The sequence below is a fragment of the Sphingobacterium sp. MYb382 genome (assembly GCF_037572665.1).
GTDB lineage: Bacteria > Bacteroidota > Bacteroidia > Sphingobacteriales > Sphingobacteriaceae > Sphingobacterium.
Genome location: NZ_JBBGZT010000009.1, coordinates 14,835 through 34,976, shown reverse-complemented (window position 1 = coordinate 34,976; position 20,142 = coordinate 14,835). Strand labels below are relative to the sequence as shown.

The 20,142-nt window shown below is 40.4% G+C and carries 20 protein-coding genes; 10 read left to right on the top strand and 10 right to left on the bottom strand.

From position 1 onward, the window contains the following. Positions 1-22: 22 nt before the first annotated feature. Positions 23-1,825: a hypothetical protein gene (locus WH223_RS03160; protein WP_340046077.1), complete on the bottom strand. Its 1,803-nt coding sequence runs from the start codon at positions 1,823-1,825 to the stop codon at positions 23-25. 67 nt (positions 1,826-1,892) lie between these two features. Beyond that, a complete protein-coding gene (gene rsgA, locus WH223_RS03155; RefSeq protein WP_340046076.1) occupies positions 1,893-2,813 on the bottom strand; it encodes a ribosome small subunit-dependent GTPase A in 921 nt (306 codons plus the stop codon). Positions 2,814-3,017: 204 nt separating this feature from the next. Between rsgA and WH223_RS03150 the strand changes: the two genes are divergently transcribed. Then, positions 3,018-3,566, top strand: a complete 549-nt coding sequence (locus WH223_RS03150; protein ID WP_340046075.1) for an RNA polymerase sigma factor — start codon at positions 3,018-3,020, stop codon at positions 3,564-3,566. Beyond that, positions 3,556-4,197: a hypothetical protein gene (locus WH223_RS03145; RefSeq protein WP_340046074.1), complete on the top strand. Its 642-nt coding sequence runs from the start codon at positions 3,556-3,558 to the stop codon at positions 4,195-4,197. The genes WH223_RS03150 and WH223_RS03145 overlap by 11 nt, the downstream gene beginning before the upstream one ends. A 39-nt stretch (positions 4,198-4,236) precedes the next feature. Here WH223_RS03145 and WH223_RS03140 read toward each other — a convergent pair whose 3' ends face one another. The 7 genes from WH223_RS03140 to WH223_RS03110 all read right to left on the bottom strand — a co-directional run bounded on the left by WH223_RS03140 (position 4,237) and on the right by WH223_RS03110 (position 10,202). Beyond that, the gene (locus WH223_RS03140) at positions 4,237-4,800 is read right to left on the bottom strand and encodes a nitroreductase family protein (protein WP_340046073.1); all 564 of its coding nucleotides are present in this window, start codon (positions 4,798-4,800) and stop codon (positions 4,237-4,239) included. Positions 4,801-4,808: 8 nt separating this feature from the next. Beyond that, complete coding sequence (locus WH223_RS03135) at positions 4,809-5,132, bottom strand: carboxypeptidase-like regulatory domain-containing protein (protein ID WP_340046072.1); 324 nt, start codon at positions 5,130-5,132, stop codon at positions 4,809-4,811. A gap of 62 nt (positions 5,133-5,194) precedes the next feature. After that, positions 5,195-6,463: a peptidase T gene (gene pepT / locus WH223_RS03130; RefSeq protein ID WP_340046071.1), complete on the bottom strand. Its 1,269-nt coding sequence runs from the start codon at positions 6,461-6,463 to the stop codon at positions 5,195-5,197. 194 nt (positions 6,464-6,657) lie between these two features. After that, positions 6,658-7,494: an endonuclease/exonuclease/phosphatase family protein gene (locus WH223_RS03125; RefSeq protein ID WP_340046070.1), complete on the bottom strand. Its 837-nt coding sequence runs from the start codon at positions 7,492-7,494 to the stop codon at positions 6,658-6,660. A gap of 2 nt (positions 7,495-7,496) precedes the next feature. Beyond that, a complete protein-coding gene (locus WH223_RS03120; RefSeq protein WP_340046069.1) occupies positions 7,497-8,258 on the bottom strand; it encodes a glycerophosphodiester phosphodiesterase family protein in 762 nt (253 codons plus the stop codon). A gap of 104 nt (positions 8,259-8,362) precedes the next feature. Beyond that, positions 8,363-9,016, bottom strand: a complete 654-nt coding sequence (locus WH223_RS03115) for an HD domain-containing protein (protein ID WP_340046068.1) — start codon at positions 9,014-9,016, stop codon at positions 8,363-8,365. Between the two features lies 1 nt (position 9,017). Then, on the bottom strand, positions 9,018-10,202 hold the full coding sequence (locus tag WH223_RS03110) for a THUMP domain-containing class I SAM-dependent RNA methyltransferase (RefSeq protein ID WP_340046145.1): 1,185 nt from the start codon (positions 10,200-10,202) through the stop codon (positions 9,018-9,020). Positions 10,203-10,270: 68 nt separating this feature from the next. Between WH223_RS03110 and WH223_RS03105 the strand changes: the two genes are divergently transcribed. The 3 genes from WH223_RS03105 (at position 10,271) to WH223_RS03095 (ending at position 12,515) form a co-directional block, all read left to right on the top strand. Further along, positions 10,271-10,645, top strand: coding sequence for a DUF3127 domain-containing protein (locus tag WH223_RS03105; RefSeq protein WP_340046067.1), 375 nt, complete (start codon positions 10,271-10,273; stop codon positions 10,643-10,645). 139 nt (positions 10,646-10,784) lie between these two features. Next, positions 10,785-11,240 (top strand): copper resistance protein NlpE, encoded by a 456-nt coding sequence (locus WH223_RS03100; protein WP_340046066.1) that lies wholly within the window; start codon positions 10,785-10,787, stop codon positions 11,238-11,240. An 81-nt stretch (positions 11,241-11,321) separates the two neighbouring features. Next, on the top strand, positions 11,322-12,515 hold the full coding sequence (locus WH223_RS03095; RefSeq protein WP_340046065.1) for an MFS transporter: 1,194 nt from the start codon (positions 11,322-11,324) through the stop codon (positions 12,513-12,515). Here the strand turns inward: WH223_RS03095 and WH223_RS03090 are convergent. Then, positions 12,505-13,512 (bottom strand): acyltransferase, encoded by a 1,008-nt coding sequence (locus tag WH223_RS03090; RefSeq protein ID WP_340046064.1) that lies wholly within the window; start codon positions 13,510-13,512, stop codon positions 12,505-12,507. The genes WH223_RS03095 and WH223_RS03090 overlap by 11 nt on opposite strands. 119 nt (positions 13,513-13,631) lie before the next feature. Here WH223_RS03090 and polA point away from each other — a divergent pair, with 119 nt between their 5' ends. The 5 genes from polA to WH223_RS03065 all read left to right on the top strand — a co-directional run bounded on the left by polA (position 13,632) and on the right by WH223_RS03065 (position 20,137). After that, a complete protein-coding gene (polA, locus tag WH223_RS03085; protein WP_340046063.1) occupies positions 13,632-16,421 on the top strand; it encodes a DNA polymerase I in 2,790 nt (929 codons plus the stop codon). Positions 16,422-16,425: 4 nt separating this feature from the next. Continuing rightward, entirely contained in the window at positions 16,426-17,535 is a 1,110-nt protein-coding gene (locus tag WH223_RS03080) for a toxin-antitoxin system YwqK family antitoxin (protein ID WP_340046062.1), read from the top strand. Positions 17,536-17,634: 99 nt separating this feature from the next. After that, entirely contained in the window at positions 17,635-18,288 is a 654-nt protein-coding gene (locus tag WH223_RS03075; RefSeq protein ID WP_340046061.1) for a phosphatidylserine decarboxylase family protein, read from the top strand. Between the two features lie 81 nt (positions 18,289-18,369). Beyond that, positions 18,370-19,407 carry a sensor histidine kinase gene (locus WH223_RS03070; RefSeq protein ID WP_340046060.1) on the top strand — a complete coding sequence of 346 codons (1,038 nt, stop codon included), beginning with the start codon at positions 18,370-18,372 and terminating at the stop codon, positions 19,405-19,407. 82 nt (positions 19,408-19,489) lie between these two features. Then, positions 19,490-20,137 carry a DUF47 domain-containing protein gene (locus WH223_RS03065; protein WP_340046059.1) on the top strand — a complete coding sequence of 216 codons (648 nt, stop codon included), beginning with the start codon at positions 19,490-19,492 and terminating at the stop codon, positions 20,135-20,137. Positions 20,138-20,142: the final 5 nt, after the last annotated feature.

Sequence of the window (20,142 nt, the reverse complement as noted above, 5' to 3'; positions counted from 1 at the left end):
TAAAAAATCTTAACCAGCTAATTTATTCATCCGCAGCCTTATCCTTCTTTTTAAAGATTTTATTAAAAAACCCTTTAGCTTTTCCGGCGACCTCTTTCGTCTCTGCGGCTATATTTTTAGCCGATTCAGCTTTACCCATCAATTTCTGCTCGCGCTCCTTACTAATTCCTGCGGTCTGCTTAATCCCTTCTAGCAAACTCTTCCACAAATTCTTGAAGAACGTAAATGAAGGATCTCGAGGATAGTCAACCCTCCCTTTATGATAAATTTCGTTTGCATCGGGATTGCTATCATTGATTAAAATTTGATTTACAAAGAAGGAAACAATCTTACCAGACACTTTCTTTCCATTGTTTCGCTCTATATCTGGAAGCTTAACTTTTAAATCATCGTAATCAAATAAGAAACTACCCGTCGTACGACGGTCTGTTCCTTTCATATCAAAATGAATACGTTTAATATTTCCGGAAGCAATCTCTACGTTCAACAGCGGTTGTAGTATGCGATTGAATGCAGGTGCACGCATGCGGCCAACGCCGCCAACATAGGTATAATCACCCGCTTTGCTCAACATGTCGAAGTTAAATAGCACTTTCAACTCACCACTATTCATCACATGAGAGAGCAGATCGGCCCGCATATATTTATTTTTAGCCAACACCGTCGTGTCATTCGTAACGTTCGTCAAATAACCACTCGTACGATCAAAAGTAATCGTTCCTTCCCGCTGATAGCGGTCTCCCATTTCCGTGTACTGCACATCCACCCGGTCAACACGCACACTATCTAAATGCATTTTAAAAGGTAAACGCATAATTTTTTGATGGGGTGCCTGACCAATTTGATTTTCAGGTTTCTTTGGATAACGCTTATCGCCATAAACCTGCACATGCCCTTGGCTCAGCATAACATGCCTAGCCGTTAAGTCCTGCTTTTCCAACAAGGACTTGAAATCGATACCGTCAAGACGCAAACTATCCATCTCAATATTCATCAACGCTTTGTTCTCTCCCTTTTGGTTGAAATAGGCGTGACGTGGAATGATGGGCTGATAATAGCCTTTTATCAATACCACGGACTTATCCTCCGTATTTAAACGTAAAGATTTAAATCCAGCTTTATAAAAGCCATTAGAAAGGATATGTTTAAATTCAGGAATGGTAACCGCAATTTTCTTTGTATAAAAGATACGGTCGGGATCGGCCTTCGAAAGGCTATCAATCATAATATCCTGCACCTGGATGCTATTCGCTTTATGTGAGAACTTATTAAGCTCCTTGCCCGACTCATCACGCTTCACAAAGTTAAAAGCTACCGTATCAATAGAAATAGCATCTACTTTCACAAAAGAAAAGACCTTATGTAAGCGTTCCTCAAAGCTCTCTTTATTGGTGTCAACGATGGTATCATTATAAGCATGATGCTTCTGCATCCAATGCATATCGACCCCATCAATGGCAATAGAAGCTACATGAAGGCCTTTATTTTTTAATAAATCAAAAAGAGAAAACCGTTTGATGCGTAAACTCTTCAGCTCGACCTCAAAGACATCATTCTTTGCTTTCTGCTGCTCTTCCAAAAGACGGTAAACAGCCGTATCAGCATGCAATGCTAAATTGCGGAACGTAACATTCCCTAAGGCCGGATTAATATCCAGCGCATCATAACTTATCGTATACAAACCTTGACTTGACTCCTTAACGAAAACAGCAAGCTTCTCCTCGATAAGTCCTTTCCAGTTTTTGGATAAATACCAAGCGCCAGATAACAAAAGTACCACCAGCAGGGCTACAATACTTAGTACCCAAATCCAAACTTTCTTCATATAGGAATTGCGTTTATTCTTTCACAATAAACAATGGTTTTTATTTTATGTTTGAGACTTCAGTCGGTTAATTACGACTATCTTGGTTATTGTAGATACTTAAATAGCTTTCGTAGCGCGAATATTCGATAGTACCATCTTCCACAGCATCACGAACCGTACAACCAGGCTCGTTAATATGAATACAATTGTTAAAGCGGCACGTATTCATACGGGAGCGCATTTCAGGAAAAAAGTGCGATAGCTCGGCTTTTTCGATGTCTACCACGCCCAACTCTCGGATACCTGGCGTATCAATCAGCTTGCCACCAAAAGAAAGATCAATCATCTCGGCAAAGGTGGTCGTGTGCTTCCCTTTGTCGGACCATTCCGATATCTCTCCTGTTTTTAGTACGACAGAAGGCTCCAAAGCATTAATCAACGTCGATTTACCAACGCCCGAATGTCCCGACACCAACGTCACCTTATCCTTCAAAAGCCCTTGTACAGTCGCAATATTCGTCCCCTCCTGGGCTGAAACTTCATAACAGGCATAACCAATATTCTCATAGATGCCTTTATAGTCTTGCAAGATCGCTAGTCCTTCTTCGGAGAACAAATCAAGCTTGTTAAACACTAAAATTGCCGGAATACCGTAGGCTTCAGCCGTTACCAAAAAACGATCGATAAAACCTAAAGAAGTTGGAGGCGAAGCCAAAGTAACAACTAGAATAGCTTGATCCAAATTGGCTCCAATGATTTGTGTCTGTTTGGATAAGTTAACAGATTTACGAATAATATAATTCTTTCTAGGCTCCAACACCGTGATAATACCCGTGTGCTGATCGGGCTCCATCTCAATATGCACCCAATCACCTACCGCCACAGGGTTTGTCGTTTTAATACCTTTAGTACGAAACTTACCCTTAATGCGGCATTCTACACGCTCACCATCCTCCGTTAAAACGACATACCAACTACCCGTCGATTTTGTTACCAATCCCCGCATGCTTATAGAATTTGTTCTTTATTTACGCTCATCTAACCACAAAAGTCGTAAAAATTTCCTTAAAGAAGGTCGTTATCAAGAAGATATTATAATCTGTAAACAACCGACTATAAAAGAAGTCATTTTATAGCTTAACGCAAAATAAGCCTATTTTTTTATGGAATTTTGTATCTTCCTGCATCTTAACTTAAATCCAAGGACCAAATGAACGAAAAAGAGGAGCTTATACAGTATAAAAACACGGGTGATTTAGCTGTTTTAGGAAGACTCTATTCGCCATACATGTCCCTGCTATATGGTGTATGCTTCAAATATTTACAAGATAAAGAACAAGCACAAGATGCCGTGATGCAAATATTCGAAGAGCTAACGAAGAAACTTCGTCAACATGACGTAGACAATTTCAAAAGCTGGCTCTATGTTTATGCAAAAAACTACTGCCTCATGCTTATTCGCAAAAATAAAGGCAAGGTTCATCTAGACATTGAAGCGTATTTGCCCGAGAGCGAGCAAAAGCTTCGCAATGAGGACGACGAAAAGTGGACAGACCAAGATATAGCGCTTATGCACGAATGCTTGGAAACCATACAGGAAGATCAGGCGCAATGTGTACGCTTATTCTTCTTGGAGCAACGTTGCTACAATGATATTTGTGAAACAACGGGATTCTCCTACAATCAGGTGAAGAGCTATATACAAAATGGCAAAAGGAATTTAAAAATTTGCATGGAAAAGAAACAACATGGAAGGTAACTATCAACTATCTCGCATACATAACTACATCAATGGATTGATGAGTAAGGAAGATATGCATAGCCTAGAACAAGAGGCTTTGCAGGACCCTTTTCTTCAGGATGCTATTGATGGCTATCGCCTACAGAATGGAGTCGACGCACGGTCGCTCAGCTTGCTACAGCAACGCCTAGACCGTCGGGTCACCGAACATAATCAACTAAAAAACAAACATTTCTTCGGGTGGCAACGTCTGACGATTGGACTTGCTGCGGCCGTATTATTCCTCAGCGTTTGTATGCTTCTTTTTATTCGTTACTTCCCGAACAATAAAGCTGAGGCTGTCACGGAAGTGGAGTTAATGGACGAAGCATTAAACGCAGTACATACGCAAGCCCTTAAAGGTAACGATGCACAACCTATAGCGGGATGGGAAACGTTCAATAACTACCTATCCAAAAACTACTCTGCACAAAATAGCGACAAGGAAATTAGCGTATCTTTTAAAATTGATGCGTCAGGAAAACCGTATGCCATCCAACCGCAGCTTGATAAAAGCCATGCGATCTATAACGAACTGATAAAACTTATTGAAAATGGACCCAAGTGGAAAGGCTCCACGGCAGAACTACAAATAACATTCCCAGAATAAAAAAACGCCTTTCAGAAATCTGAAAGGCGTTTTTTTATTTTATTTCTCCCAACGGATTTTATCCGCGATAGGTGTACGAGCAGGCTCTCTAGGCTCACTGTTATGGTGTCCTAAGTAAAATAAGCCGATACATTTTTGGTTTTCTTCTAATTGTAAAAAGGAACCCAAGTGATTGATTAATCCTGGTGTAGCCCAGTAACCACCCAATCCAAGCGCGTGTGCTGCTAACCAAAGATTTTGTACTGCACAAGAAGTAGCCGCCAACTCTTCCCACTCTGGAACATCACCCGTGTAATTAACAATAAGAGCAATAGCTACGTTTGCATCCGTTGCTTTTTTACCCATGTTAATTTCTGTTTGTTCGGTGTATTTCTCCGCAGGAGTAACTGTTTTATAGATACGGCTAAGCTCGGAACCTAGACGTGTTAATCCATCTTTTTGGAAAACTACAAAACGCCATGGCTGCGTACGCTTGTGCGTAGGCGCTGCGTTTGCCGCTTCCAAAATTGTCAGGATGTCTTCTTGACTAATTTCTTGGTCGGTAAAACTGTTTTGATTAACCGTTCTACGGTAATGAATTGTTTGTAAGATTTCTTTTGACATATAAACTTTTATAAACGCGATGTTTTAGAATTTTTAATCTTTTCTAAAGATATTTCTAATTCAGTATTTGTATTTAAATCAACAATCACTGTCTTTGTGCCGTAGGCTACTTTCGAAACCTTGAGGATATATTTCCCTTCCGGCAGCGATACAGCATATGCGCCATTGGCATCTGTTTTCACTTTTTCTGTGGTGTTTCTCACCTCTACTTCGGCGTTAGCAACGGCTTTTCCTTGCTCATCAATAACGCGTCCTTTAATTTCTACATTACCTTGCGCAAAGCTGAAGATACACAGTAGACAAAACGTAATTAAACTAACTAACTTTTTCATAATCATAGTATTTAAGCCTACAAACTTACAGAATTTTGTAAATATCGGCTGTAGCGAATAGGCTACAAGCTACCTTTAGCTCTTTCTTCCCAGATCGTTACGATATGTAAAATAGTAAGTACCGCTTTCTCCATATCTTGCTTACTTACCCATTCTTGTTTCCCGTGGAAAGCATGACCACCAGCGAATACGTTTGGACAAGGAAGCCCCATAAAGGATAAACGTGAACCATCAGTACCACCACGAATACTTCTACGCTCGGCGGTTAAACCAACACGCTCAATAGCCGCTAAACCAATATCCATAATTTCTGGATACTGATCCAATACCTCTTTCATATTGCGGTATTGCTCGGTCACCTTAAATGTATAAGTCGCTCCAGGGAATTTCGCTACAACCTGATCGGCGATAGCACGAAGTTCATCTTCATGTACAGTGAGGTTGGCCGTTGCATGGTCACGCACGATAAAGTCAATCTCTACTTTATCAACGCCTCCACTGATGCCATTCGGGTGTATAAATCCTTCTTTGCGTGCTGTGGTCTCTGGCGACAAACGGTCTTTTGGTAAAGCTTCAACTAAAGCAGCTGCTATCTTCAAGGCACTAACCATCTTACCTTTGGCAAAACCTGGGTGAACAGAAACACCTTGAATAGTCAAGCGTACGCCATCAGCAGAAAAAGTCTCATCTTCAATCGTCCCTGCACGTTCACCATCCATTGTGTACCCAAAATCAGCACCTAGCTTCTTCAAGTCCACATGATTTACGCCAGCACCAATTTCTTCATCAGGCGTAAACAAGATTTTAATCGTTCCGTGTTTAATTTCTGGATTGTTCATCAACAAGCGCGCAGCATCCATAATCTCCGCAACACCAGCTTTATCATCGGCACCAAGCAAGGTCGTTCCACTCGCAGTGATTACATCATGTCCAATTTGATTTTTCAAATCAGGATGTTCCCCAAAACGAATAACAACGCTATTATCATCAGGAAGCACTAAATCTTGCCCTTGGTAATTCGCATGCACCAACGGCTTAACGCCATTACCAGAACAGTCAGGAGAAGTATCTACGTGCGAGCAAAAACAAATAACAGGCACTTGCTTGTCCGTATTGCTTGGAATCGTTGCATACACATAACCGTATTCATCTAAATGTGCATCCGTAATGCCTATCGCCAAAAGCTCCTCAACCAATATGCGGCTTAGGTCTTTCTGCTTCTCCGTTGATGGAAAACTTGTAGATGTTGGATCCGACTCTGTATCCACTTGCACGTAACGCATAAAACGCTCGGCAACTGTAAAATCTGTAAGGGAATTAATAAAACTCATATCTTGCTAATTTCTCTATATTATACCTATTGCAAGCGGGGTTCCTTGCGAAATCACAACAGCCTAAAGCTATCTCAAAAATAAAATGGCATCTAAAAGGTATTTAGATGCCATTAACCCCATACTTAAAGACAAAGGTAATAGATTTAAACGAAAACGACTTCGCGCTTCGCTATGGAATTGTAAAAAGCGAGTTACCAGTTCAACTGGGCTGTCACGGGGAAATGATCCGACGGAAATTTACCCATATACGTATCCGTTAAAATACCATACTTAACCACCTTAAAAGGCTTACTAATAAAAATATGGTCAATACGCCCTGAAGGCTCCAAGTCTTTACCCCATCCGTTAAATGATGAGTTCGGCGCATAAACAATAGGCGATAGGTCATGTACATCTTGAACAAATCCTGATTTTGCTAAGGTAGCATAAGCTTCATTATGCTCATCTACGTTAAAATCACCCGTTAAAACTAAAGGCAATCCTTTAGCCAATTCTTTAGCTTTCGCCATAATCAATTTAGCACTCTCCCGACGTGCCTCAACACCGATATGGTCAAAATGAGTATTCATAAAAATAAACTTCTTCCCATTTTGCTTATCCTTGAATACGCCCCACGAGCAGATACGTGGCAATGCTGCATCCCACCCTTTATTAGGCTTTGTTGTTTCCGTCGCTGATAACCAGAACGTACCGCTACTTAGCACCTCAAAACGCTTCGTATTGTAAAAAATAGCCGAATGCTCGCCCGCTTGCGCACCGTCATCGCGACCAACACCAATATACTTAAAGCCAGGTAAGCCAGCTTCCATATCCTTTACCTGCTCCAAGAATCCTTCTTGAATGCCGAAAATATCGAACTCATGGTATTTTATAAGATTGTTTACCGCATCCTTACGATTCTCCCATAGGTTTCCTACATCCGACGAAGTCTTCAAACGGATATTGAAAGAGGCTACAGTAAGACGTTGAGCAAAAAGGCTCAAACTTAAAGCAGACAACAAAACAGTCGTCAAAAATTTTAAACGCATAACTATTTACTTAATACCTTTTGTAATAATTCAGGCTCATCTGTTGTGATAAAATCAACTTTCTCTTTTGCAAAAAACGTCATATCCTCCTCTTTATTCACGGTCCATACGTTTGTTTTTAGTTTCAGATTCTTAGCTTCTTTAATCCAAGTAGGATTTTGCTTATAGACATTAATATGGTAGTCTAAGCCATCGATTTTAACGGCTTTAAGTTCTTTAGGAGATTTATCACCATTCAGGTAGTGCACCTTAGCTTTAGCGTCCAGTTCTTTAAGTCGTAGACAAGCATCATAGCTAAAAGCGATATACTCAACCTGCGCCTGCGCACCAAGTTGTTTCACCAACGCAACAGACTGCTCTGCTGCCTTCAAGGTTCTTTCAGTACCGAGTTTATTGGTTTTTAATTCATAGATAAGCTTCGTTCCCTTTTGCGCTAATCCAGCCTTTAGGTAGGCTTCAGCCGTAGGGATAGACTCTCCATTCGGATGTTTTTTCGCTAGTAGCTCCGCATAAGTAGCTGTAGCAATATCAATACCGTAAAAATCGTTATCGTGGTTCACCACCAATACGTCATCTTTGGTTAGATGAACGTCAAACTCTGCTCCCCAAACTTTAAGTTGGATAGCTTCTTCTAAAGATTTAATAGAATTTTGAGGGGCTTGTGTATGTTTCCATACACCACGGTGAGCAATAATTTTGCTCTGCGCAACAGCAGACAGGCTCAACGAAGAGATCACGGTCAACAGTACTAATGATTTTTTCATGCTGAAATGTTGTTTTGTATAGGCTATTTAATAGATAGCGATGTTGTATAACAAGGATGATTTACACAACGAATATACCCATTTCAGATTAAGAATGTGTTAAATCAACGTTCTCCGTTCCATTCGCCATAAAATTGTTGCAGAAAATCCTCCATAAAATGGTGTCTGCCTTCGGCTATTTTTTTGCCCGTCGCGGTATTCATTTTATCCTTCAGCAAAAGAAGCTTTTCATAAAAATGATTTATCGTCGGGGCCGTTGTATTTTTATAGGCTTCTTTCGTTAAATGTTGCTCAACGGGAATCCCTGGGTTGTATATTTCTCTATTTTTAAAACCTCCGTAAGTGAAAGCGCGCGCAATACCGATTGCACCAATAGCGTCCAAACGGTCCGCATCTTGCACAATCTCCAGCTCTTTGGAATGAAAGCTACGCTCACCTAAGGAAGCTTTGAAAGACATATTCAAGATGATAGCCTGCACCTGCTCGATACGTTCCACATCTAAACCGACAGTCTGTAAAAACTCGCCTGCAATACGTGGTCCAATCGTTTCGTCGCCATCATGAAATTTGCTATCCGCAATGTCATGAAGCAAAGCTGTAAGCTCACAAACTAATACATCAGCCTCTTCCGTTTGAAGAATTAGCTTTGTATTGCTCCATACACGCTGAATATGCCACCAATCATGGCCTGATTCGGCATCTTTAAGGCGCGTTTGTACAAAACGCGCCGTCTCTTGAATAATATCTTCTGCTTTCATCTTATCCTTCTACAGATTCGATTTTACGTACATCTTTCGTACCATCATACAATTCATATTGTAACAAACGACAGTCAAGCTTTCCATTGAAAAACTCAAAACGACGTGAAGCACGTAAGCCAATTTTCTTAGCTAAGTCTGGATTTCCGGTAAATACATAACCACGATATCCTTTACACGATTGCTTCAAGAAGTCACCAATACGCTTATATGTCTCTTCCAATTTGGAGTGAACACCCAAACGCTCACCATATTCTGGGTTGAACATAATCACACCACCCTCTTCAGGAACTGTCGTAAGTGCAAAATCGCCCACTTCAAACGTAATCAAGTGCTCTACACCCGCAGTACGCGCATTAAGCTTCGCAATTTCTACAGCTTCCTCCGAAAGGTCGGATGCAATAATCTGTGGAAGGTTGTTCTTCTCTGTTATTTCTTTAATTTTTCTTCTTTCTTCAAAGAACACCTCTTCATCATATCCAATAAAGTGCATGAAAGAGTAATTCATACGCTGTAATCCAGGTACTCTTTTTTGCGTTAGAAGCGCTGCTTCAATTGCTAACGTACCGGAACCGCACATTGGGTTGACAAAAGGTTGCTTACCATCCCACTGCGTAGCCATGATGGTCGAGGTCGCCAAAGCCTCCAACATAGGCGCCTTACCTGGGTGCTTACGGTAACCATGCTTCGCTAAAGTCTCACCTGAAGTATCTAGAAAAATCTCCGCACGCTCTTCCATCCAGTGTAGGTGGATAACGCAACGGTTATACTCAGGTCCAGAATTTGGACGAACGCCTTTTTTATCTTTTATACGGTCAACAATCGCATCTTTAACCTTCACATTTGCGAAAAGAGGCGTTGTAATTGTTTCGTTATGTACATGAGAAGTAACGGAGAAATACCCATCAAACGGGATTAAGTCCTCCCAGTTAATCTCAACCAAGTTACGGTATAATTCGTCAGGGTTAGCTGCACGAAATGCCTTAAGCTCATAAAGAACTTGACTACCGACACGTAAATTTAAATTTAAACGAATACACTCGTTTACGCTTGCTGCAATCTCTACGCCAGTATTAAACTCACGCTTTATAGTAAAACCTAAATCGCGTACCTCTTGCGCCAAATAAGGCGACAATCGTCTGTTACACGTTATAATAACTTTACTCGGGGTGTTGAAAACTTCCATCATATTTTTACAAAGTTAATATTCTCCTAAGCAAAAAATGCTTATTTTTACAGTTTAATAGTATTGATATGGAAATAAGAGGAAAAGTACACGAAATAAGTGCAACACAACAAGTAACAGAATCTTTCAAAAAGAGAGATATCATTGTTGCGTATGCGGAAAACCCACAGTTTGTGGAGTATATTCGCTTTGAAGCAACACAAGATCGCGTAAACATATTTGATAATTTATCTATCGGTGAAGATATCGAGGTTTCTTTTAACCTACGTGGAAGACCATGGACAAACAAAGAAGGAGTAACAACATACTTCAACTCTTTAGTTGCATGGCGTGTCACGAAGGTAGCTGGTACTGCTCAAGCAGCGTCAACTCCTGGATATGCTGATATGCCACCAGTAGATATCGCAGCTTCTGGTGCTGACGATGATGATTTACCTTTCTAAAAAAAATAGAAGAGACTCCTTTTAAAGAGTCTCTTTTTTTATTCCCGCTCCGCGGGGATAAAGAAGCGGTACTTGCCAAAAAACTCCTTCGTGCAACTTGGCAAAGAAATTGCAGCTTAAAACATAAAAGTCTTCTATTATGATAAAAATATTAAGCATTACCGCAGCCTCGCTATTCCTATTTACGGCCTGTACAGAAACAACAAGTAATAAAGGGGCCGAAAACGGCAGCGCACAAACCGACTCGGCATCCACAAAGGCCATGCAAGACGAACATACCTCTGAAAACTCGCTCGATTGGGCAGGAACCTATGAAGGAACAATACCTTGCGCGGACTGTACAGGTGTAAAAACAGCTGTTACATTAAATAGCGATAAAACTTTTCAATACGACACGGAATACCTCGGTGAAAACCTAAAATCATCCGACAAAGGAACATTCACCTGGGAGAAGAATGGGTCTACAGTACATCTAAAAGGTAAAGAGACGGACAACTACTTGAAGGTTGGTGAAAATCAACTGCTCCTACTAGACACCGAAGGAAATATTATTACCGGAACTTTAGCAGACAACTACATTTTAAAAAAGAAATAAACGTTCCTATATAAACTATTAAAAAGACTCGTTTACTAAGCGAGTCTTTTGCGTACATTATCCCCATTTATCACAGCAACCATGAGTACAGAAGCTCCAGCAACAATTTTAAGTCGCAATATGCTCCTACTAATGTCCCTACTATCGGGACTTATCGTAGCGAACAATTATTATAACCAACCTTTACTTGCACTCATTGCTGAAGACTTCAACGTAAAAGAGGCCGCCGTAAGTAAAATATCCGTACTTACACAATTGGGCTATGCCTGTGGGCTCCTTTTTATCATTCCGCTAGGTGATAAAGTAATGCGCAAGAAACTCATGCTTATCGACCTACTGTTCGTCATCGCGGCTTTATTACTCATGGCCTATGCTACACAAATTTGGCTGCTATTTATCGCCAGCTTTTTAATAGGTGTTACCTCTGTCATCCCACAGCTATTCATCCCTATCGCAGCAGAACTGTCCACACCACAGAAGAAAGCCGCAAATATTGGGTTAGTCATGTCTGGATTACTATTAGGCATATTACTTTCGCGCTTTGTGGGTGGCGTTATTGGAGAATACCTCGGTTGGCGTGCCGTATTTATGCTGGCTGCAGGAGCGATGGTGCTATCCTGGTTACTAATCTATAAGCTTATCCCAAATTTACAGCCTAATTTCTTTGGCTCCTACGGTTCCTTAATGAAGTCCGTTTGGCAATTAGCAAAAACACAACCCAAACTACGCCTAGCGGCCTTTCGTGGAGCCATGGGCTTTGGCGCCATGTCTGCACTTTTCACCACCTTAGTATTTCATCTGGAAGGAGCTCCATTTTTTGCAGGTGCTGCCATCGTTGGTAGTTTCGGCCTCATTGGCGCAGTAGGCGCTTTGGCGGCAGCCTTTGTCGGCCGACTCAATAAACGTTTTAGTATGTATCACCTTATTTTACTTTGCCTGTCTATTTTGCTGAGCAGTTGGCTTTTTATTTATTTCGGTGGCAATACCTACATCGGCTTAATCATTGGCGTCATCCTTATCGACCTAGGCCTACAAAGCTCCCACATCATGAACCAAGCAGACTATTTTTCCATCCCAACAAAAGCGACGAGCAGGCTCAACACGGTATATATGGTGAGCTATTTCATCGGAGGGTCTTTAGGCACTTACCTTGCCGCGCAAGCATGGCAATATGGAGGATGGCCCGCAGTATGTATTGTAGGAAGTATGTTCAGTATTCTTGCCTTAGTTGCACATCTTATATTCAGCAATAAAAACAAAACGCTTATCCACTAATATATTTGCCGCCAGGAACTTTACGAATTAGCAAAATCAACAAAGCAGATAAGAGCACCGTTACTAGCGATACAGCAGGGATTTTCCAAAGCGTAGGCAAATTCACCAAAGGATGGATATAGTTGAGAATGATGATATGACATAAGTAGATACCAAAGCTGTAGCTGTCTAAAAAGCTTAACCATTCCGGCAGCTCTGGTTTCTTCACAAGCTGCTTAAACAGCAAAAAGAAACTCGCCGCCAGCAAGGCATTGTTTGGAAACAAATAACCATACAACAAAGAGTCATATTTCTGCACTTGCACACTCAGCAGCCAAGTACCCCAACAAGTAAGTCCTCCAAGAACCAAAATAGCAAGTACACATACGCTTACTTTTACTGCCGGCGCACGATAGGCAAGCCAATACCCAAGCACCAAATAACCAATATAGCCGAAGAAAAAGCTCAAATCCAAACTCGGCATATAGCTTACTAAGCGTTTATTCATCACAAAAAGAGCGACAAACCACAGCACCAAAAACCAACGCAATTCGGATTCCGACAAGGTAAAAACCATCCGTTGTACAAAAGGCAACGCAAGGTAAAGTCCTAAAATCATATACAAGTACCACAAGTGCACACTCGTACCATGCAGCAACTTATCGGCAGCAATCTCCCCTACCCGCGTCAAAGGCAAGACCTCAAAATTTGTATAGCGATAAAAATAGTAAACCAAATAAATCAACGACCAGAAGAGAAAAGGCCAAACAATACGCGTCATCCGTTTTTTATAGAAAACAGAGAAAGGCTCTTGCCTAGGTAGCAACAGAGCGCCCGATATCATCACAAATAAAGGAACTGAGAACCGTGTAAAGCTATGCAACACGTTCGCATAATTCCAATCAAAGCCATTCGCCGAGAAAATATTTAAATAGCCTGTCGATGCATGGATAACGACAACACAAAACGTCGCTAGCACACGTAAATAACTGATATATTGTAATCGGTTTGCTTCCATAAACGGCATAAAATAAAATTGTCGCAACAAAGAAAACAAATTTTAATCCGATTCGGTCTTAATCATAAGCTACTTGTTCGTTTTTATTAACTTTGTGATGGACGATAAAAAAGATGTCAGTGAAAAAACTATTTCTATTAGATGGAATGGCGCTCATTTATAGAGCCTATTTCGCATTAAGTAAAGTTCCTCGTTTAACCTCAACCGGATTAAACACAGGGGCAATTATGGGTTTCACCAACACATTGTTGGAGCTATTAAACAAGCAAAAGCCAACACATATGGCCGTCGTGTTTGATACCTCAGCGCCAACAAATAGTCATATTGAATTCCCAGCCTACAAAGCACATCGTGAAAAAATGCCTGAAGACCTTTCGGCATCGATTCCTTATATCTTCCGTCTAATTGAGGGATTCAATATCCCTATTATCACCATGGATGGCTACGAGGCAGATGATATCATTGGTACGCTAGCGAAGCAAGCCGAAAAAGAAGGCTACCAAGTCTACTGTATGACACCCGACAAAGATTTTGCTCAATTGGTGTCTGATAATATTTTCATCTATAAGCCAGCCCGCATGGGTAATGGCGCTGAAACATTGGGCGTGCCCGAAGTATTAGAAAAATGGGAGATTAAAGAGGTGACACAAGTCATCGACATCTTGGGATTATGGGGAGATGCTGTAGACAATATCCCAGGCATACCTGGAGTTGGCGAAAAAACAGCGAAAAAACTTATCCAAGAATACCACTCCGTAGAAGGCATCATTGCACATTCGCATGAGCTTAAAGGTAAGCTAAAAGAAAACGTAGAGAACTTTGCTGAGCAGGGACTTATTTCTAAAAAACTAGCGACCATCATACTCGATGTTCCTGTAACTTTAGATGAAGAATCGCTCACGATTCAAGAGCCAAGCCGCGAGCTTCTAGAGCCTCTATTTGCCGACCTCGAATTCCGTACATTAGGAAAAAGAGTCTTTGGCGATGAATTCAATGTTGTTGAAGCGGGTAATACAAATGGGCAGATGGATTTATTTGCTGCACCAGCCGCAGATAACTTTGCTGCTTCAGCAGAAGAGCAACCTGTACTGCCGAGTCTAAACATACAGAATACGGAACACGACTACCAACTGGTAGACACCCCAGAGGCGCAAGAAAAACTAGCCCAAACTTTGGCTGGATTAACGAGCTTCTGCTTCGATACAGAAACAACAGGTCTAGATGCACTTGAAGCTGAAATTGTAGGTATATCTTTCTCTTGGGAAAAAGGTAAAGCCTTTTATATCCCTACCTCAGCCGACCAAACGGAAGCTCAAAAGACAATCGATATTTTCAAAGCTGTTCTGGAGAACAACAAAATCGAAAAAGTAGGACAAAATATAAAATACGATATCCTACTCTTGTCTCGCTATAACATCAAGGTGCAAGGACCACTCTTTGACACCATGATTGCACATTACCTAATTGACCCTGATACACGCCACAACATGGATGTGTTGGCACAAAACTATTTGGGCTACACTCCTGTTTCTATCACCGAACTTATTGGTCCGAAAGGCAAAAACCAAAAGACCATGCGCGATGTAGATAGCCAGTTGGTGAAAGAATATGCCGCCGAAGATGCCGATATCACTTGGCAGCTACATGAGGTATTCAAACCCTTGCTTGTCTCGGGTGAGGCTTTAGCCTTGGCACAGGAGATTGAATTCCCCTTAATTTATGTATTGGCAGAAGTAGAAAGAAATGGTGTGAAAATCGACGTAGATACCCTTAAAGTATTTTCAAAAAGCTTAGAAGGAGATATCCAGCGCGCAGAAAAAGCCATCTATGAAAAGGCGGGCGTTACGTTCAATATTGCATCACCAAAACAGTTAGGTGAAGTATTATTTGATAAACTACAACTCGACCCTAAAGCTAAAAAGACGAAAACAGGACAGTATAAAACGGGAGAAGATGTGCTTCTAGCACTTGCACATAAGTCCGATATCGTTCAAGATATACTAGACTTCCGTCAGTTACAGAAGTTGAAATCGACCTACGTCGATGCTTTGCCGGATTTGATTAATCCGCATACCGAATTAATACACACTTCTTATAATCAAGCTGTAGCGGCTACGGGCCGCCTAAGTTCAACCAACCCGAACTTACAAAATATTCCTATCCGTACGGAAAAAGGTAGAGAGGTGCGGAAAGCGTTTATCCCGCGTTCCGCGGAAAACACCTTGCTATCTGCCGATTATTCGCAGATTGAGCTACGCCTAATTGCGGAGCTTAGCCAAGATCAAAATATGCTAGCTGCTTTTCAGGAAGGTCATGACATTCACCGTGCAACAGCAGCCCGTGTGTATGACACTCCTTTAGAAGAAGTGACAGGAGACCAACGTCGTAATGCAAAAGCTGTAAACTTTGGTATTATATACGGTCAGTCGGCATTCGGCTTATCCCAAAACCTAGGTATTGCACGTAAAGAAGCTGCAGAAATTATCGATCAGTATTTCAATCAATATGCAGGTGTTCGTGAATACATGCGCCACGCAGTAGAATCGGCCAAAGAGAATGGCTACGTGGAAACTATTCGTAAGCGTCGCCGGTATTTAAGAGATATAAACTCCGCCAATATGACCGTTAGAGGCTTTGCAGAACGAAATGCCATCAATGCTCCTATTCAAGGATCGGCGGCAGATTTAATCAAAATAGCAATGATTAACATCCAGCATGATATCGAGGAGAAACAACTGAAAGGAAAAATGATCATGCAAGTACACGATGAGCTTGTTTTTGACGTTCCTGTACAAGAGGTTGATCAATTTAAAGAAATCATTATTGCACGCATGCAAAATGCATTAAAACTAAATGTACCACTAGAAGTCGAAGTTGGTCAAGGGGCCAACTGGTTAGAAGCTCATTAATTATATGAAACTATTTAGTCTACTCCTATCGTTATTATTTTCTTTGTCGTTGGCAGCACAAGCACCAACGGCAAAGCCCGTTTACTTTGAAAAAGCAGCAGAGGGCTTTGTCCGCTTTTATTTTGACAAGAACTACTTTTTAGTGGATAAGGATTGTCCCTTCAAGTCTATCGAGAGAGTGTCTAAAATAAATGTAGCTACAAATACTTTTGAAGGCGAGTTTAAAGATTTTGACTACAATGGACGTGTGTTGTTGACCGGTAATTATACGGCTGGCGCAAAAGATGGGGTTTTCAGATCTTTTCATGCCAACGGGGCTTTAAAATGGGAAATAACATTCAAAAATAACCTCGCTGTAGGAGAAGCTAAGTACTTCTATCCCGATGGAAAGCCTATGCTACGCTTAGGGTTTACCGAAAATTCTTATCGTATTTTAGATTTTTGGGACCAAAGAACAAGACACCGTGTTGTAGACGGAAACGGCCAGTATGAATTTAAAATGCCTTTCGATCTTTACAATGAGTACGGTTATCCTTTCTTCGAACGCAAAGGGAAAATTAAAGACGGTTTGCCTGAAGGTTATTGGACAACCAACTTGCTAGATGATAAAAATAAAAGAGTGCTTTTTACCGAAGAGCAATATGCGGAGAATGGCGCATTAGTAGACGCCTACAACTTATTTGAAGATAAAGATTATAAAACGCCAATCACTTTAATCCCGGCTGAACATTTCCTTTATGCTGAAAACCTAACGTACAAAACTTGCTCTTTTGATGACTTCAGTGGTTTTTACCAGTACCTGACGGACAAATTTGACGAACAGTTCCAAGGTCTCGCCGAAAAGCAGGTAGCCACACAATCCTTTGAGTACCAAGTAAGGCTTAATAAATCGGGGACACCACTAAACTCACAGGTTACAAAAGGACTGCTAGACAAGAAAGCCAACAGCTATTTAGAAAGCGTAATCCGCACTATCCCTTATTATTTCCCTTCTATGGACAGTCAAGGGAAGCCAATAGAGGATTTACTAACGGTTTCTGGGAGTATCAACCATGATCATGATGGTACTTTTATGTTTCACAGCTTCAGTATTCAACGTGAAAAGCAACCTTAATCACCAGAATAAAAGAACGTTAAATAAATATAAGGCTCATGCATTTTAATTAAATTGCATAGGAAAACAAAATTATCTAAGTTTGCAAAAATTTTAATCATGAAGTTCCATAAAGAAGGATATACCAGTTTAGCTTTAGTCGTGTTGTTTATTTTTATTATCAACACCGTTGCAAACTATTACGACGCGCCAATTGCCCTGAAATGGTTTTTATACATCCTTTCAGCTTTTCTTTTCTTGGTTATCGTACAGTTCTTCAGAAGCCCAATAAAGCACATCATACAAGATGAGGGTATTATCCTATGTCCTGCTGATGGTAAAGTGGTTGTTATTGAAGAAACGGAGGAGACAGAATATTTCAAAGACAAAAGAATTCAGATTTCTGTTTTCATGTCGCCAACAAACGTACACGTTAATAGAAACCCTATTAGTGGGGTTGTTTCTTTTTTCAAGTACCACCCAGGTAAGTTCCTTGTTGCGTGGCACCCGAAATCATCAACAGAAAATGAAAGAACAACTGTTGTCGTAAAAAATAAAGGAAACGTAGAAGTACTTTTCCGTCAAATTGCTGGAGCATTAGCCCGCAGAATTGTATGGTACGTAAAAGAAGGTCAAGAGGTTCAACAAGGTGATGAATTTGGATTTATCAAATTTGGATCCCGCGTTGATATATTCTTACCATTAGACGCTAAAGTAACAGTAAACCTAGATGAAAAAGTAGTCGGTGGTAAAACTATTTTAGCAAGAATATAATATAATCTTTACATAAGTATATGTAAATTAGGCTTCGATATTCGAAGCCTTTTTTATGAGCTGAACTTTTCGCACAACACTATGAATTTTAGATACTTCATTTTTATTATATCCGCCAGTGTTGGTCTTGCCATCTCATTGACAGACTATTTACATCGTCAAACGCTGACGGTGCCATTTCTGATTTTCTTATTTGCAACAATCATCTGTTTCGTGGTTCTACAAAGCCTATTCGAGCGTTATGTATACGGCCGTATCCGTAATGTCTATAAGCTTATTCATAATTTAAAGCTGGGTAAGGACCTTAAAGAAGCACTGGGCAGCCAGCTTGCTGATGACCCTATTGCTGATGCGGAGCGTGAGGTGAGAGACTGGGCTAAACAAAAAACTTCCGAGATAAGTAAACTACAAGAGCAAGCGCAGTTTAGAAAAGAATTCTTATCCAATATCTCGCACGAATTTAAAACACCACTATTCGCAACCCAAGGCTATGTAGAAACACTACAAGACGGGATGATTGATGAAGAGCCCGAATTGGCAAAACGCTTTTTGGAAAAAGCATCTAGAAATTTAGACCGCTTGGGTTACTTAATTAAGGATTTAGATGAAATTTCTAAACTTGAAACCGGTACGGTTACTTTAGTCATTGAAAAATTTGATATACATACCTTGATTAAAGAATGTATCGAGGATTTAGAAAGTAAAGCTGCCTTAAATAATACAAAACTCATCTTGAAGGTGAAAAATAATCATCCAGTCCTTGTCAAAGCAGATCGAAAGAGAATACAGCAGGTTTTGGTCAATTTGATAGACAATTCCATCAAGTATGGAAAAAAGGATGGTGTTACAACAATTTCTACATTTTCTCTGTTTGACCAAATATTAGTTGAAGTTACAGACGATGGGCACGGTATAGAAGAAAAAAATCTATCGCGCGTATTTGAGCGTTTTTACAGAACCGACAAGAGCCGTACTCGTACCAACATTGGGGGGTCTGGATTGGGTTTATCCATCGTTAAACACATTGTAGAGGCACATCAGCAAAACGTAAATGTTAGAAGCACAGAGGGTATCGGAACCACCTTTGGCTTCACTTTAGATCGTGCTACTTCGCATTAATTATTTTAATTTGACATAATACAAGGCAAACTTAACATTAACTTAACATTCCATTTATAATTTTGCACTCAAATTCATAACTATGGCTTTAAATAGTATTTTTCAGTATTTCGTTCCAAAGGACAAGAAATTCTTCCCTTTGTTTGAACAAGCAGGTGCCAACCTTATTGAAATGGCGAAACTGCTACAGGTAACCGTTTATTCAACAGACTTAGCACAACGCGCAGAAATAAACAAAAAGCTAGAGGATCTAGAACATAAGGGAGATAACATCACTCACCAAATTCACTTAGAACTAGGTAAGAACTTTATCACTCCATTTGATAGAGAAGATATTCACGCATTAGCGAGCTCTTTGGATGATGTTGCCGATTTTATTCAAGGTGCATCTAACCGTATGGAGCTTTACAAAGTGGTAACACCAAGCCAACCGATGAAAGAAATCACAGATTTAATCGTGGAAGCTACGGAGCATGTTGCTACAGCACTTAACGAGCTAAAAGATTTAAAAAACATCAGAAATATCACGGATTCTTGTGTACGCATTAACAGCGTAGAGAACAAAGCTGATTACATCTTTGATAAAGCAGTAGCCGAATTATTCGAATACGAGAAAGACGCAATTACTTTGATTAAAAACAAAGAAGTACTTTCAGCAATGGAAGATGCTACAGACAAATGTGAAGATGTAGCAAACGTATTAGAAAGTATTTTAGTTAAGAATGCTTAATTCAA

Coding starts and splice junctions, on each gene's coding strand:
- WH223_RS03100 (WP_340046066.1), top strand. CDS start 10,785: ATGATAAAAATATTAAGCATTACCGCAGCCTCGCTATTCCTATTTACG.
- WH223_RS03065 (WP_340046059.1), top strand. CDS start 19,490: ATGGCTTTAAATAGTATTTTTCAGTATTTCGTTCCAAAGGACAAGAAA.
- WH223_RS03090 (WP_340046064.1), bottom strand. CDS start 13,512: ATGGAAGCAAACCGATTACAATATATCAGTTATTTACGTGTGCTAGCG.
- WH223_RS03070 (WP_340046060.1), top strand. CDS start 18,370: ATGAATTTTAGATACTTCATTTTTATTATATCCGCCAGTGTTGGTCTT.
- WH223_RS03140 (WP_340046073.1), bottom strand. CDS start 4,800: ATGTCAAAAGAAATCTTACAAACAATTCATTACCGTAGAACGGTTAAT.
- WH223_RS03125 (WP_340046070.1), bottom strand. CDS start 7,494: ATGCGTTTAAAATTTTTGACGACTGTTTTGTTGTCTGCTTTAAGTTTG.
- pepT (WP_340046071.1), bottom strand. CDS start 6,463: ATGAGTTTTATTAATTCCCTTACAGATTTTACAGTTGCCGAGCGTTTT.
- WH223_RS03160 (WP_340046077.1), bottom strand. CDS start 1,825: ATGAAGAAAGTTTGGATTTGGGTACTAAGTATTGTAGCCCTGCTGGTG.
- WH223_RS03095 (WP_340046065.1), top strand. CDS start 11,322: ATGAGTACAGAAGCTCCAGCAACAATTTTAAGTCGCAATATGCTCCTA.
- WH223_RS03135 (WP_340046072.1), bottom strand. CDS start 5,132: ATGAAAAAGTTAGTTAGTTTAATTACGTTTTGTCTACTGTGTATCTTC.
- WH223_RS03080 (WP_340046062.1), top strand. CDS start 16,426: ATGAAACTATTTAGTCTACTCCTATCGTTATTATTTTCTTTGTCGTTG.
- WH223_RS03115 (WP_340046068.1), bottom strand. CDS start 9,016: ATGAAAGCAGAAGATATTATTCAAGAGACGGCGCGTTTTGTACAAACG.
- WH223_RS03150 (WP_340046075.1), top strand. CDS start 3,018: ATGAACGAAAAAGAGGAGCTTATACAGTATAAAAACACGGGTGATTTA.
- WH223_RS03120 (WP_340046069.1), bottom strand. CDS start 8,258: ATGAAAAAATCATTAGTACTGTTGACCGTGATCTCTTCGTTGAGCCTG.
- rsgA (WP_340046076.1), bottom strand. CDS start 2,813: ATGCGGGGATTGGTAACAAAATCGACGGGTAGTTGGTATGTCGTTTTA.
- WH223_RS03110 (WP_340046145.1), bottom strand. CDS start 10,202: ATGGAAGTTTTCAACACCCCGAGTAAAGTTATTATAACGTGTAACAGA.
- WH223_RS03105 (WP_340046067.1), top strand. CDS start 10,271: ATGGAAATAAGAGGAAAAGTACACGAAATAAGTGCAACACAACAAGTA.
- WH223_RS03145 (WP_340046074.1), top strand. CDS start 3,556: ATGGAAGGTAACTATCAACTATCTCGCATACATAACTACATCAATGGA.
- WH223_RS03075 (WP_340046061.1), top strand. CDS start 17,635: ATGAAGTTCCATAAAGAAGGATATACCAGTTTAGCTTTAGTCGTGTTG.